This is a genomic window from Pseudomonas sp. MH10, assembly GCF_034353045.1.
Taxonomy (GTDB): Bacteria; Pseudomonadota; Gammaproteobacteria; order Pseudomonadales; family Pseudomonadaceae; genus Aquipseudomonas.
On record NZ_CP133783.1, the window covers coordinates 1,266,244 to 1,281,031 of the forward strand.

Genomic DNA, 14,788 nt, shown 5'->3' on the forward strand with positions numbered 1-14,788 from the left:
CTCAGCGCCCGATCAGGTAAAGGGACGGGTACAGCAGCACCCAGATCGCATCCACCAAGTGCCAATACAAGGTGGTCATTTCGACGCGCACGCTGGCCTGGGGCAATTCTAGCCAGCGACGTTTCAGCCCGACAAAAAGATGCAGCGCCAGACCTACCGCCACCAACACGTGAATGCCGTGCAGAAACGTCGCACAGAAATACAGGTTCATGAACAACCGCGCCGACGGCAGTTTCAGTGGCGAATTCAGACCAAATCCCGGCAGCAGTCCTTCGTGAAATTCAAGGCTGTATTCAAGCAGCTTGCACCCCAGAAACCCCAGTCCAAGCGCCGCCGATAGCAACAGGTAACGCCGCAGTTTTTCCAGTTGCACGCGCCCCGCCGCTTCCAATGCCAGGCTCATGCACACACTGCTGGTCAACAGCAGCGCAGTATTGCCACCGGCTAATAAGTAGTGCAGTTCGGACACCGCTTCGCCCACGCCGTCGGGATGCTCGAACCGATAAAACCAGGCGACCATGATCAAGCTGCCAAACATCATGACTTCGCTGGCAAGGAACAACCACATGCCCAGTTGTGCGGCTTCGCGTTGCTGTTTCCAGCTGACGAAGGGCTCGTCCGGATGCGGTTGCGCGTCAGAGCGGTTCACGGGACGCCTCCGGCGAATAGTCATACGCCTCGAAATCCACGGTCACCGGACCACTGAAGTTATGCGTCGGCGGCGGTGACGCAATGCGCCATTCCAGCCCCGCCGCTTCCCAGGGGTTCATCGGCGCCCGGTCGCCATAACGCAACGACGCTAACAGGTAGAAGAACGGCAACACGTAAGCGATCGCCAGGATAGAAGCGCCGGCCGAGGACAACACATTGAGGAATTGAAATTCCGCCGGGTAGCTGTGGTAGCGCCGGGGCATGCCCAAGTAACCCAGTAGAAATTGCGGAAAAAACGTCAGATTGAAACCGCAAAAAATCATCACGGCGGTGATCTTGCCCCACAGCGCGGAGTACATCCGCCCGGTGATTTTCGGCCACCAGAAGTGCAACGCTCCGAAGTACCCGGCCACCGCTGCGCCGACCATGATGTAGTGAAAATGCGCGACCACAAAATAGGTGTCGTGCACGTGCAGGTCTGCCGCCAACAAGGCTAGAAACAACCCGGTCACGCCACCGATCAAAAACAGCCCGATGAAGGTCAGCGCGAACAAAAAAGGCGCATGCAGCGTCAGGTCGCTTTTGTACAGGGTCGCAGTCCAGTTATAGGCCTTGATCGCTGACGGGATCGACACCAAAAAACTCATTAATGAAAAAAACAAACTGGCGTACATCGACTGTCCGGAGACGAACATGTGATGACCCCATACCAGAAAACCAATCACCGCAATCGCGACACTGGACCAAGCCACGAAGCTATAACCGAAAATCCGCTTGTGCCCGGACGCGGTGATCAACTCAGTGACCACACCCATGGCCGGCAGGATCATGATGTACACCGCAGGGTGACTGTAGAACCAGAACAGGTGCTGAAACAGCAGTGGATCGCCGCCCAACCGAGGATCAAACACCCCAATTCCAAACAGATGCTCAGCGGCCAACAACAGCAAGGTCACGGCCAGCACCGGGGTGGCCAATACCAGGATGATCGAGGTCGCGTACATCGACCATACGAACAACGGCAAACGCATCCAGGTCATGCCCGGCGCGCGCAACGTGTGCACGGTGGCAATGATGTTGATCCCGGTGAAAATCGACGAAAAACCGGCGACAAACACCCCACAGATCACCGACACCACGTGCCCATTGCTGAACATCGTCGACAGCGGCGTGTAGAAGGTCCAGCCAGTGTCGACCCCGCCCAGCAGCAGCGCGAGCAAGGTGAATAATCCGCCGCCGACCAGCAGGTACCAGCTCAGCAGATTGAGTCGCGGAAAGGCCATGTCCCGTGCGCCGATCATGATCGGTATCAGAAAATTGCCGAACACGCTGGGGATCGAGGGAATCAGAAAAAACCAGACCATGATCACCCCGTGCAAGGTAAACGCGCGGTTGTAGCCATCGGAACTCAACAAGTCGCCGTCGGGGGTAATCAGCTCGATGCGGATCAGGCTCGCGGCCATCCCACCGACGAAGAAAAAGAAGGTCACGGCAATCATGTACAACACCGCGATGCGCTTGTGATCCACGGTCAAAAACCAGGACAACAAGCCCTGTTTTTCATTCAGATAACTCACCGGTGCGACGCCGCTGGACGGGTTCATTTGGCCTCCTGAGGCGCGAGATCGGCGAGGGAGCGGACGTAGGCCACAAGGCGCTGGATAGCGTCTTCATCGAGCAAGTTTGAATAGGTCGGCATGATCGGCGCGTAGCCGGCCACCACCTGTTTCTGCGGCAATAAAATACTGTCGCGCACATAACCTTCGTCGGCCAGCACATGGCTGCCATCGCTCAACGCCACTTGGCGGCCGAACAGCCCTTCCAGCGGTGGCGCAATTGGCGGATTGCTCTGACTGGCGTGGCAGCCGCTGCAACCAAACTGACGAAATAACGCCTTGCCCTGGGCCGCCAGGTCCTCATGGCCACCGCTGCTCTGGAGCCAGTTCTGATAATCAGCCGGATCGAGCACCACCAGCCGCGCCAACATTGAAGCGTGATCGGCGCCGCAAAACTGCGCGCAGTACACGTCGTAGGTTCCGCTGTGCTGCGCCTCGAACCAGAGCATGGTGTAGCGACCGGGCAGCACGTCCTGTTTGATCCGCAGGCTGGGGAAGAACAGGCTATGGATCACGTCCTCGGAAATCATCGTCAACTTGACGGGACGCCGCGCCGGGACGTGCAAGGTATTGATCTCGCGCTGACCGCCTCCGTGCTGAAATTTCCACATCCACTGCTTGGCCGTCACCTGCACTTCCAGTGCGCCGGCGGGTGGCGTGCGGGCCTGAAAAAACAGGTACGCGGACCAACCAAACACCACCATCGAACCGATGAACGGCAGGATGATCCAGGCCATTTCGATGCGCAGATTGCCTTCAGGTCGATGATCGCGATCCGCTGGCCGGCCCCGGCGGTAGCGATAGATAAACACCCACAGCGCCACCAGTACCGGCAGCACGAAGAACGCCATCATCACGGTAAAGGCGATCACCAACCGGTCCACCTGCCCGGCGTACAGCGAAGCCTGCTCCGGCCACAGGCGCATGAAATGATCGTTAATCATTGGGCCGCGCCTCTGGCTGTAGACGGCGGCGCTTACGCTCGCCCAGCAAAGAGCCGCCAATGAACAGCCCCATGACCAGCACCAGACCGCTACCGGCAATTTGCAGCAAAAAAATGATTCGGCTGCTGTACAGGCCACTGCTCGGGTCGTAGTGATAACACAGCAACAACAGCTGCTCTGTAACCGCACCGAGCCGCCCCTGCCCGGCTTCGGTCAACGCCAGGCGCACGTCGCTGGCTTGATAACCCAAGCCATACAGCCAGCGCGACAGGCGACCATCGCCAGTGATTGCCGCCACCGCTGAACTGTGGGCGTATTGCTGTTGGACATCATCGAAGCGGAAACCAAAGCCCAATGCCCTGGCCAACGCCGCGCTGTTGTCAGCGGTTCCAGTGAGCAGATGCAACGCCGGGTCATGCGCCAGTTTGGGCCAGTGGCTGACCAGCTTGGCCAGTTCTTCCCGCGCCGCATCGTCGTGTTCACGGGGGTCGAAGCTGAAGGCGATGACCTGATAATCCGCGCCCAATGTGTAAGGCACGTTGGCCAACTGACTGAACAGGTTCGACAACGCCGCGCCGCACACATTGGGGCAACGGAAATACACCGGGACCAACAGTAACGGTCGTTTATCCAACAAATCGCCCACGCGTACCGACCGACCCTGCTGATCAATAAAGGCCAGGTCACGGGGTAATGCAGCGCCCACCTGCCGGATGTCAATACCGGCGGCGGCGAACGGGTCGAACGGCGTGTCGCCAAACGCCAGACACGGGCCGCAGGCAATCAACACCCCGATCAATAGCCCGCGAAAAAAGCGCAGTTCAAGGACCATCGCGCGCTCCCGTCTGCCCGGCATAGGGTTGCGGCCAGCCACGCTGCAAGATCAACTGCTGTGCTTCTTTCAGCGGGATATGGGCGATGCCCTGTTGCGGGGTGACCCAACCATAACTGTTCAGCTGTTGCTGCGCCTGCTGGCGATAACGAATGCCATCGAGCCTCGGCATCACCTCCAGTCGCGGCTCCGGTGGCAACAAACGCTCGCGTTCCAGATCGCTCATGGGCGGGCTGAACGCTGCGTGCTGTGCTTGGAGTGAGTGAATCAACCAGGCGATCACGCCGCAGCAGACCATCAACGTCAGCAACAGCACACCGACCATTGCCCAGACTTTACGAACGTCCACGGCATCGGCTTGGTAACCCTCCTCTTTACCGTTTTGCGTCCGATGCGCGTTGTCAGTCATGCATACCTCCCGACAACCCGCGCCGCCATGCGCGCACTAACCAGCCGCCGACCAGAGCGAAATAAGCCACTTGCGCCAGCAGCGCCAACGCCAAGGGCGCGACTCCTGCCATGGCCGGCAACGAAGGCAACGACATCCACAGCGCTTCCAGCGCACCCAGCAGCAAAATCAACCCACAGGCCCATTGCAACGAACGGCGCCACAACCCTAACGGTGAAGCCAGCCACAGCAGGCAAAACCCTTGCGCAGACATCAAGCCAATGGTCAGCGGTGACCACGAACCCTGTTGCCGCAGCAAGTACCACTGGGCTTCGTGAGGCAGGTTCACCGACGCGATGATTAGGTAATGCACGGCATGCAGATACAACCAAAACGCCAATGCGGCCACCAGCACACCGCGCAGAATATCCAGGCGCAAACCGGCTTGGGTCAGCAGCGCGATCAGGCCGGCGAAGGCCAGACCGTCGAGCATCTGCCGGGCGATTTGCAGCAGCCCGAACAGGCTCGAGAAGAAATCAGGCTGTAACGACATCAGCCAATCCACCGCCGCCAGACTGACAATCAGCACCTGCACGATCACCGCCACCGGATAAAAACCTTGCGGCCCGCGCACCACCCAGCGCTGCATGGCCCACCAGATGACGCCGTAAATAAGGCTGCGCAAGGAAAACCCCAGCGGCGATAACCAGACCCCACGAAACCCTGGCGCGGTGTCATCGGCCCACGGATAAATCAACCGGACACCGAACAATACCGGCAGCAGCAAGGGTACGATCAATGGCACTCCCTTCGCCCCCAGCCTCAGACCGGGAAGCAGCAACGGTTGCCACGCACCACGGACTAACGGCACGACCATCGCCAGCAGCAAACAACCCAAGGTCAAATTGATACAGGCCACCGCGGCGGGCAAGGTAGCCACCACCACACTCGCCGGCCACCAAAGCGCGCACAGTAATAAAACCAGCACCAACACTGCGCCGATGACCGAGCAATAACGCTGCAAACGGGACAGGTTCACCGTGCCCGCCCCACTGACTCCAGCGACTGCAGTAGTGCTGGCGGCAGTTGCGACACATCAGCATGCTGGCTGAGTTGCAGCACCCGCAGGTGCGCGACAATTGCCCAGCGGTCGGCCGCTGCGACCCGGGCCCCGTAGCCATACATCAAGCCATGACCTTGAGCGATGACTTGCAGCAGGTAGTCATCCGGCGCCGTTCGCAGGCGCTCATCGGTGAAGGCCGGTGGCGCAGAAAAGCCGCGTTGCACAATGCGCCCATCGCCCAGTCCCGACAGCCCGTGGCACGGTGTGCAGTAGATGCCATACCGTTCCTCGCCTCGGGCCAGCAAGGCCGCGTCTATGGGTGGGCGGCTGGACAAGGTGGCCTGATCCTGCAATTGGCCGCGGGCCACCGTGCCAGCGGGCGGCGCCAGTTCACGCAGGCCGGGGGTGGGTCGATTGTCCAGTGCCTTGGGCTGATGGGACATGTCATCGCAGCCGCCACACAGCAGCAGCGCCACCATCAGCAGTGTTTTCATCGCGGCACCTCGCTGACCTGCAACGCCTGTTCGCGCAGCCAGTTGCCGGTGCTGAGTACCTCGAACTGCGGGTCGTCAGCGTAAATACATAAAAAAAACCGATCGTCCCCCGCACGCTCGAACGCCTCGGCCGCAAATATCGGATGGTTCAAACGTGGCAAACGGCAGCCCCAAAAGAACGAAAGCACCACGGCGAAGGCGGCGAACAACACGCTCATCAGAAAGGTCACCACCATCAGGGACGGCACAACGATCAATGGCCTACCGCCAATGTCCAGCGGGTAAGTCAGCGCGGGCAGCACTTGCAAACCCAAGCCCAGCAGCGCGCCGAACACCGCGCCCGCACACGCAGTCCACGGCACCCGCGAGGCAGGTTGTGGCAACAGCGGTTCCAGTTCTTCAAGAGGAAACGGCGCGTAGGCCTCCATGTGTCGATAGCCCAGCGCCCAGGCCAGGCGCGTTGCGGCCACCAGTTGTCGAGCATCGGCAAATTGCGCGAGCACATCGTGAGCTGGTGGACGCTCAGTCATCCTCGGCCTCCCGTTGCTCACGCTCACGGTGCAACGATTGCTTGACCTCGAACGCCGAAACCATCGGCAGCCAACGAATGAACAAACTGAACGGCACCAGGAACACGCCGAAGCTCCCGGCAAACAGTGACCAGTCAAAAAAAGTCGGCGCGTATTGGCCCCAGGCCGAGATCAGATGGTCGCGGGTCTGCGGCGGTATCAACAGCATGTAGCGTTCGGCCCACATGCCAATCAATACTGCCAGCGCGACACTCGCCAGCGCCTTGGGATTTTGCCGAACCCGGCGCCACCACAAGGCTTGCAGCACGCCGACGTTGCACACCACGGCGAGCCAAAAACTCCAGGCATCGGGGCCGGTCATGCGCGCCATTAGCACATCGATTTCATGGGTTTCGCCGGAATAAAACGGGATAAACAGGTCTACCAGATAGCCGTAAGCGGTCATCCACCCGGTCGCCAACATCAGCCGACCGAGCATGTCCAAGTGATGCGCAGTGATCAGCACTTCGATGCCCAACAGCCAACGCAGGCCGATGGCAATTAACGCCACCAGCGAGAAGCCGGAAAACACCGCACCGGCTACGAAATAGGGTGGGAACAGCGTCGAGTGCCAGCCGCTCTGCACACCCATGGTCATCAAGAACGAGTAACCGCTGGACACCCCGAACACCAAGGGAATCGCCAGCAGCGCCAGCACTCGAGTGGTGCGTCGCCACAATGCCCAATGCCGTTGCGAGCCGCGCCAGCCCAGCGCCAGCAAGCCGTAGAAGACCTGTGCGCCGCGCCGTTGAGCACGGTCCCGGGCCGTGGCGAAATCCGGGATCGCGCCGACGAACAGGAACATCATCGACACCAACAAATAGGTGATTACGGCGAACATGTCCCACGCCGTGGGGCTTTTGTATTGCGGCCACAGGCCCATTTCATTGGGATAGGGCATAGTCCAGTAAAACAACCAGGGCCGACCCAGATGCAGAATCGGGTACAGCGCGGCGCAGATCACTGCCATCAAGGTCATGAGCTCCGCCAACCGGTTCAGCGTGTGTCGCCATGGCCGTTCAATCAGCAACAACAGCGCCGAAATAAAGGTGCCGGCATGACCGATGCCCAGCCACCATATGTAATTGATGATGCCGAACCCCCAGTTCACCGTCTGGTTGTTGCCCCACACGCCGACCCCGCGCCAGAGCAAAGTGCCCGCCGCAACCACATACAGCATCAGCAGCGCCAGGCCGATACCAAACAACCACCACCAAGCGTTCTTGCGCACGACCTGTTGCAACGGCCCAAACACCCGGCGCGAAACCTCTTGGTCACTCAATTCCAACGCAAGAAAGTGCGCGGTGCCGGGCATCAGCGGTTCATTGGCCATGTTCAAGTTCCCGATCAAGGTCTGAGCCACGATCATCGATCTGCGCCAGATAGGTGGTGCGCGGCCGGGTGTTCAGTTCTTCAAGCAACGTGTAATGGCGCGGGGATTGGCGGGCCTGACTCACGGCGCTGGCCGGGGCGTTGATGTCACCAAACTGGATGGCTTGGCTCGGGCACGTCTGTTGGCAGGCCGTGACCACCTCGAACGTCGATTCCTGATGATCTTCACCGCCCTGCCCTGCGGCAATCCGTGAGTCAATTCGGGCGGCGCTGATGCGCTGGATGCAGTAGGTGCATTTTTCCATCACCCCACGGCCACGCACCGTGACTTGTGGGTTGCGTTGCGCCTGAATCGATGGCGCGGCATCGGCGCTCCAGTCGAACCAATTGAAACGCCGGACTTTGTAAGGGCAGTAAGACGCGCAGGTGCGGGTGCCGATGCAGCGGTTGTAAACCATCTGATTCAGGCCATCGCTACCGTGCACCGTGGCGTTCACCGGGCAGCCGGTTTCACAGGGCGCCTGTTCGCAGTGCATGCAGGGCAGCGGCTGAAATTTCGAGCGCGGCGCCTCGATGTCGCCCTGGTAATAGTGGTCGATGCGCAGCCAGTGCATGGCACGCCCGTTCGCCACCTGTTCGGCACCCACCACGGCAATATTGTTTTCCGCCTGACAGGCCACCACACAGGCGTTGCACCCGGTACAAAGGTCCAGATCAATGACCATGCCCCACTGCGGACCGCTGCCTTTTACCGGGCGAAAGAGCGCCGGGCTATCAACCGTTGAAGGGTACAGCGTGGCGGGCGCTTCCTTCACCGGCACCGGCACCGTCGCCGCCCGACGCGGCACGCTGAGGATCGGCGGCGTGTCGTTCGGCGCCAAGCGGTGGTGAGTCTGGGTACTGGCCAACGCGAACTGGCCGTCGACTTTTTGCACGGTGACTGCCGATGATGAACCGGGTGCCTGGGGACGAACCCAATAGCCCAACCCGTTGCCCACATGGCCTGCACGGCTACGCCCATAACCAACGTACAGCGCAACCACCTGATCAGCTTGCCCCGGTTCGACCCAGGCAGCGCCTTTGATCGATTGCCCCGGCAGCTCGATTTGAAGTGCATCACCGTTGCTCAGGCCCATTCGTTCAGCCAGCGCGGGAGACACGCCAACTACATTGCTCCAGGTCAATTTGCTGATGGGCTTGGGCAACTCCTGGAGCCAGCCAAGGTTGGCAAACCGGCCATCCCAGACGCAAGCGTCGGGTTTTACCACTACCTCCAAATCGTCACTGTCGGCCTGCAATTGCAGGTTGACCGCCTGAGCCGTGGGCACGCTAACCGTGGGTGCCGCCGTGCCAATCCAGCCTTGGGACAACGCTTGATTCCAATGCGCCGCGTCCAATTGCTTCCAACTGTCGAGCACTTCGTTCAGGGCGTTTGTTTCGTTGCCCGTCAGCAGCAGCCCGATAAGTTGATGCAGGGTCCGGGTGGCGTACATCGGTTCTATTAACGGCTGCACGATACAGGCGCTGCCGTCACTGCTTCGGGCATCACTCCAGCCGTCCAACGGGTGATTCAGCGGTAAATGCCAATGGCATTGCGCCGCGCTTTCGTCGTAATAAAGCCCGGCGTGCAGCCGTAGCGGCACGTGTTGCATGCGCTCAAGCAATGCCCATTCCGCTGGGGCTGTGTACAACGGATTGCAGTCGAGGAACATCAGGCATTCAACGTTGCCGGCAGCCAATGACTGCGCCAGCTCACCCAAGGTCAACCAACGGTCATCGTCGGCATAACCCAGCAACACCGGTGCTTGATACTCGACGGCCTGACTGTTGAGGGACTGATTCAAGCGCGCCACGGCGGCGTGTACATCAATCGGTGCGTGGCTGCCTGCACTGATCAAGCCGTGTCCCGGATGAGCTTTAAGTGCATTCACCGCTTGCGCAACCCACGCCTGCTGGGCGGAATCGAGGCGCGAGTCACCCCCCGGCGCTTGATTCAAACCACGGGCCAGCGCCAACGCCAAGTCAACAATCCGCGACGGTGCTATTCGCAGGCGCTCGGTGGCGGCGGCGCCGGTCAAGCTGGGTACGCTTTGCGCCACGTACAGCAACGCGCTGCCCTGTCCTGAAGCGGCCGCCCTGCGTCGGCTCGCCCAACCGCGCTGGTGCAGCGTTTGCAATGGACCGGGACCGAGTAAATCGTCGTCGAGGCTGACAATGACCTGCGCTTGCTCCAAGTGCAAACGCGGGATCAAGGCTCGACCAAAAGCCTGGCGTGAGGCCTCGATACGCGCATCGTCAGCAAAGGGTTCAGCCTGATACAACGTTATCTGCGGCCAGCGCTGGCGTAACTCGCCAAGTTGCCGGGCCAAGGTCGGTGAGCTGCTGGCGCCACAGGCAATGTGGAAGCCGCGTCCGGCATTGGCATCCAGCGCCGATGCCATTTCGACCAGCCTGGTTTGAACATTCGCCCACGCAGTTTCGCGGCCTTTGAAGCGTGGCGCTTGGGAGCGATCCGGGTCATACAGCTGGAGAATCGCAGCTTGGGTAAACGCATCGCAGGTGCCGCCCGACAAGGGGTGCTCTGGATTACCCTCAAGTTTGATCGGCCGCCCCGCCAGTGTCTTGCCTAACACCGGCTGTGCGTAACCACAAAACGCAATGGCGCTGGCGTACCACAAGGCTTTACCGGGCACCATTTGCTCCGGCTGCTCGACTCTGGCCACCGCTTCTTCCGGGGTTCGACCACACGCAGCAAGTCCGGCCATGGCCAACGACGCCGCCATCAGTTGCAGGAACCGGCGACGGTCGAGCAGTGGCGCAACACCGGGAAACTCAGCCTCAAACAAGGCCTTCGCTTGCGGGGTTTGCGCCAGGTCGTCCAGCCCCTGCCAATACGCCTGGCCACCGAGCCCGGCCAGTCGCTCACGCAAGGCGGCGAAATCAAGGGCGTCGCTCATCGGTGACAGACCCCGCAGTCCGTCAGACCGACCGGGTTGATGTGATAGGCCTTCATCAATCGCTCACCCATCTGGCGCCGGTCTTCATCGGTGGACCAGTCCATTTGGGTCACCTGTTGCCGAGGACGAAGATTCGGCGCCGGATCTCGGTGACACGCCAGACACTGCCCCATGTTCAGCGGTTCGGACTTGCTCAACAGCGGCATGCGATCGACTGGGCCATGACAGCTAACGCAGGCGACGCCCGCCTGCACATGCACGGCGTGGTGGAAGTACACGTAATCCGGGAGTTTGGCCACGCGTTGCCAGTGCAGCGGAGTCCGGTCGCGCAAACTTCTGCGCAGTGGTTCCAGTACGTCACTGTCGGACCAGATCTGCGAATGGCAGGTCATGCAGGTGTAGGTCGGTGGAAAACCAGCCTGGGCCGAGGTTTCCACCGAGGCATGGCAATAGCGACAATCGATCCCTAACTCACCGGCATGGTGGGCGTGACTAAAGGGTATGGGCTGATCAACCACCCACCCACGGTCAGTCCGGTAATCTGAACGATCCATAATCAAGGCCACGGCAAGCCCCCCTATAAGACCGACAAACGCGCTGAGTAAGCCCAGGCGCAGCCATGTATCGGCAGAACGGCTGAATACCTGCGTCATTACGCGGTTCCGTTTTCAATCCCCTAAGCATTCGTCTATAGCGCACTCATATAGTTCTAACGATGACGGTATGTTTTAGTGAGGTGCTCAATCGCAGTAGGGCCATGGGAAACATTAAGGACGCGCGCACAACGGTGCGCTACTGTTCGGCGCGGTAAAAGCAAAAGGGAGTTATAAAATCAAAACAACAGCATGGGCAAGGCGGAACATGAGTTCCGGCACTGAGTTGAAACGTTTAAGCTTGACGACAACAGAACGCGACGACCTGACACAGCTCACTGTAAAACTTATTTTCTAACGCCCTACCGCGACGTTCGCCGCACCCTCTGAAATAAAAGTATTTGACCTTCAGCAGTAGCACCATTGGTGTTCAAGATTGGCCGTACTACGCGGATCGGCCACACTGCGCGGGTTTACCCCGCTGTCGCTTGGACGGAGATCGGCAGCTGGCTGTTGTGAGCCAAGTCGTAGCGTAATTCGGCCACGAGGTCCGATATATCTCTGCTGGTATTAAGTCTATTCAATGAGATACCTGTTACGCACAAATCCACTCGTTCGGAGTGATAATCAGATATCTGAACCGTCATTGAATAATCAGGCGCAACAGTACAGGTGCAGCGTAACGGCAAAAAAGCGCGCTCAATAATGCCGCGCAGTTCCAACGTCGAAAGCCTGTATGCAATCATCACTTCCTCCTTTAAAAAGGCAGTTAATAGTACTCACTCGCCAACCTCTAATTATAATTTTCGTGATAACGTCCAAATGCCGCCAATTAATCGGCGCCTTTTAAATGAACGTGTTTAAATCTTATACCCCACCCCCTTAGGTGATGCAACGGACACAACTGACGGGATATTTATCAAATTGACAGCACTGATGTATAGAATACATTGAAGAAACGTTTCTCCTACCGTTCCGTGCGTGATCCTTATAAACCCTATCTTTTTGGATGTGTTTTGTTTGGGAGCTGGAAAGAGCAAACGCTCTTTCCTCTCTCCATTCGTCGAGAAAACTTACTGTTGTTCCGACAAGAATTCGGGCTTCTCAACGCGCAGATTTATTAGCGCTACCCGTGCGCCGTGTTTATCGACTCGCTCTTCAATGGAGAACGGTCGAAAACCCAGCTTGGGGTAAAACAACAGCCCCGGAACGTTGTGATTGAAGCATGAGGCGGTCAGTTCATGCGCTTCATGTTTATCAAACGCAATGTCCATCATGCAGCCAATCAAGTAACTGCCGACCCCGCGGGATCGATTACCCGGCTTGATGATCACGTTGCCCAACGAGCAGCGCCCACGGAATTCCCAGCGTGAGAGATTGGCAAAGCCGACCACCTGGCCGTCCATCTCGATAACCGTGGAATCGGAGCGGCTTTCGATGGCATCGCTGAGCTGGGCAGGCGTCAATGGATAACGGGCCTTGGAGAACATGTAAAACAACTCGTCGGCGCTCTGCGGAAAATCGCAGATCACAGCGATGTCTTTTTCTTCTAGGGGGCGATGAAGAAACATGAGCGAGGAACCTCTTGAAGATCAGGAGCGGATGCTAACGGAAACTATATGCGAAAGATCAAAAAAAGCGCTGTCTCAGACTCGCTTCGCGCCGTGCACGGCGGCCTTCGGGTCAATGCGCTTCAGCGACTTAAGATCGGACAGGGCTCAGCCCAGAGAATTCATAGCAGTCTTATTAAAAGATATCAAAAATCGTGCCTTTCTTAAGTGGCCCAAACTTTGAGCAATGCATATCGCCCGCAGCAATAGCCTCTTCATTGCAAAATGCATGACCAAACAATTCGTTTATTTTTTTAACCAACTGATAAGTAAGGAATTATTTTTAATTTCAGGGCTGGCACGACGGCTGCATTTCCTTTTTTGGAAAGTTGTAACAATCTTATTCACGCATGGAAGAGAACAACAATGACCTTATCTTCAGGTAATTTCGCATCGGGCTCACAGGAGTCGGCAAGTGTTTCAGGCGTGTCTTGGGGCGCCATATTCGCCGGCGCGGCAGGCGCTGCGGCGCTGCGGCGCTGTCGCTGATTCTGGTCATTCTTGGGTTTGGCCTCGGTTTTTCAGCCGTATCGCCGTGGTCAGACAGCGGGATGAGCGCCAAGGGGATTGGTATTTCAACGATTGTCTGGCTCGCAGTCACTCAAATCATCGCCTCGGGCATGGGTGGCTATATCGCCGGCCGTTTGCGCGTGAAATGGGCAAATATGCACGGCGATGAGGTCTACTTTCGCGATACTGCCCACGGATTTCTCGCTTGGGCCGTGGCAACCTTGGTCGCCGCGACATTGATCGCCTCATCAGTGGGGAGCATGGTCAGTGGCGGCGTGCAGGCCGGTGCAAGTGCCGTGTCGGGGGTTGCGGGTGCGGCGACTCAAGCCGCAGGCAGTGCTGCCAGTAACAGCGGCGGCAGTGAGGATTCCGGCTACTTTATCGACAGCCTGTTCCGCGATGATCGCCCCGCCGGGGTCAGTGATGATGCTGCACATGGCGTGGTGTTTCGCATTTTCGCCAAAACCCTGAACAGCAAGGACGGCCAACTCAGTGCTGACGACCGCACGTACTTGGCGCAATTAATTGCGCAACGTACCAACCTGAGCCAGGCCGATGCTCAGGCACGGGTTGATCAGGTTTACGGCCGGGCTCGTCAAGCGGTAGAAGATGCTAAAACCGCTGCGAAAAATGCGGCCGACACCGCCGCGAAAGTTGCCGCCTGGACGTCGCTGTGGATGTTCGTTGCGCTGCTGTGCGGTGCGTTCTTCGCCAGCTTCGCCGCAACCATGGGTGGCCGCCGCCGGGACGCTGTGGTGTACCTGAACGACGCCTCAACACTGGATCGCGAAGCCTATACCTCACCCACCAACATGCCACCGGTTCGTTAAGCGACTGGATACTTTCTAGCCAAGGAGAATCACCATGCGTTCATTACTTCTGCTCTTTCTCGGTGTACCGATCCCTATCATCATTTTGATTGCGCTGTTCATGCACTGATATGTCAGGCTGAACACTCAAGGCCGCTTCTGCTGAACACGGAAGCGGCTTTATTGCGCGATTACAGACGATCTGCGGGCAGGCGGCCATCTGTAGCCAACGTGTTAGCGAAGGTCCTTCGGACCTATCGCAGCCTTCGGCAGCTCCTACAGAATCTGTGCAGCGCCAAACCGTGGGACCGAATTTATTCGGGAAGGCTTCAGTCCTGACACCCTGCACCTCAAACCACACAAAGTGCCACCCAGTTTGCTGCGCGACAGCGCGGCGTCGAAGACGTGGCCCTCCTACAG

Annotated in this window: 13 protein-coding genes and 1 pseudogene; 1 reads left to right on the top strand and 13 read right to left on the bottom strand. The window is 58.6% G+C overall.

Annotation, left to right across the window (positions count from 1 at the left end; translation table 11 throughout):
• Nucleotide 1: 1 nt before the first annotated feature.
• From RHM59_RS05670 to RHM59_RS05730, 13 genes are all read right to left on the bottom strand, one after another.
• Nucleotides 2-649 (bottom strand): cytochrome c oxidase subunit 3, encoded by a 648-nt coding sequence (locus RHM59_RS05670; RefSeq protein WP_322286148.1) that lies wholly within the window; start codon nucleotides 647-649, stop codon nucleotides 2-4.
• Nucleotides 636-2,255, bottom strand: a complete 1,620-nt coding sequence (locus RHM59_RS05675; RefSeq protein ID WP_322286149.1) for a cytochrome c oxidase subunit I — start codon at nucleotides 2,253-2,255, stop codon at nucleotides 636-638. Before RHM59_RS05675 ends, RHM59_RS05670 begins: the two co-directional genes overlap by 14 nt.
• Nucleotides 2,252-3,211: a cytochrome c oxidase subunit II gene (gene coxB, locus RHM59_RS05680; protein WP_322169734.1), complete on the bottom strand. Its 960-nt coding sequence runs from the start codon at nucleotides 3,209-3,211 to the stop codon at nucleotides 2,252-2,254. The genes RHM59_RS05675 and coxB overlap by 4 nt, the downstream gene beginning before the upstream one ends.
• Nucleotides 3,204-4,043 carry an SCO family protein gene (locus RHM59_RS05685; RefSeq protein WP_322169732.1) on the bottom strand — a complete coding sequence of 280 codons (840 nt, stop codon included), beginning with the start codon at nucleotides 4,041-4,043 and terminating at the stop codon, nucleotides 3,204-3,206. Before RHM59_RS05685 ends, coxB begins: the two co-directional genes overlap by 8 nt.
• A complete protein-coding gene (locus RHM59_RS05690; RefSeq protein ID WP_322169730.1) occupies nucleotides 4,033-4,452 on the bottom strand; it encodes a hypothetical protein in 420 nt (139 codons plus the stop codon). The genes RHM59_RS05685 and RHM59_RS05690 overlap by 11 nt, the downstream gene beginning before the upstream one ends.
• Nucleotides 4,445-5,470 (bottom strand): hypothetical protein, encoded by a 1,026-nt coding sequence (locus RHM59_RS05695; protein ID WP_322286150.1) that lies wholly within the window; start codon nucleotides 5,468-5,470, stop codon nucleotides 4,445-4,447. Before RHM59_RS05695 ends, RHM59_RS05690 begins: the two co-directional genes overlap by 8 nt.
• Nucleotides 5,467-5,988, bottom strand: a complete 522-nt coding sequence (locus tag RHM59_RS05700; RefSeq protein ID WP_322286151.1) for a cytochrome c — start codon at nucleotides 5,986-5,988, stop codon at nucleotides 5,467-5,469. The genes RHM59_RS05695 and RHM59_RS05700 overlap by 4 nt, the downstream gene beginning before the upstream one ends.
• Complete coding sequence (locus tag RHM59_RS05705) at nucleotides 5,985-6,518, bottom strand: DUF3341 domain-containing protein (RefSeq protein WP_322286152.1); 534 nt, start codon at nucleotides 6,516-6,518, stop codon at nucleotides 5,985-5,987. Before RHM59_RS05705 ends, RHM59_RS05700 begins: the two co-directional genes overlap by 4 nt.
• Entirely contained in the window at nucleotides 6,511-7,926 is a 1,416-nt protein-coding gene (gene nrfD / locus RHM59_RS05710; RefSeq protein WP_322286153.1) for an NrfD/PsrC family molybdoenzyme membrane anchor subunit, read from the bottom strand. The genes RHM59_RS05705 and nrfD overlap by 8 nt, the downstream gene beginning before the upstream one ends.
• Entirely contained in the window at nucleotides 7,880-10,846 is a 2,967-nt protein-coding gene (locus RHM59_RS05715) for a TAT-variant-translocated molybdopterin oxidoreductase (protein WP_322286154.1), read from the bottom strand. The genes nrfD and RHM59_RS05715 overlap by 47 nt, the downstream gene beginning before the upstream one ends.
• Complete coding sequence (locus RHM59_RS05720; RefSeq protein WP_322169717.1) at nucleotides 10,843-11,499, bottom strand: cytochrome c3 family protein; 657 nt, start codon at nucleotides 11,497-11,499, stop codon at nucleotides 10,843-10,845. Before RHM59_RS05720 ends, RHM59_RS05715 begins: the two co-directional genes overlap by 4 nt.
• Before the next feature lie 413 nt (nucleotides 11,500-11,912).
• Complete coding sequence (locus tag RHM59_RS05725; protein WP_322169715.1) at nucleotides 11,913-12,185, bottom strand: DUF1652 domain-containing protein; 273 nt, start codon at nucleotides 12,183-12,185, stop codon at nucleotides 11,913-11,915.
• A 327-nt stretch (nucleotides 12,186-12,512) separates the two neighbouring features.
• A complete protein-coding gene (locus RHM59_RS05730) occupies nucleotides 12,513-13,010 on the bottom strand; it encodes a GNAT family N-acetyltransferase (protein WP_322286155.1) in 498 nt (165 codons plus the stop codon).
• A 405-nt stretch (nucleotides 13,011-13,415) separates the two neighbouring features.
• Between RHM59_RS05730 and RHM59_RS05735 the strand changes: the two are divergent.
• Nucleotides 13,416-14,389: pseudogene (locus tag RHM59_RS05735) on the top strand (hypothetical protein).
• Nucleotides 14,390-14,788 lie beyond the last annotated feature (399 nt).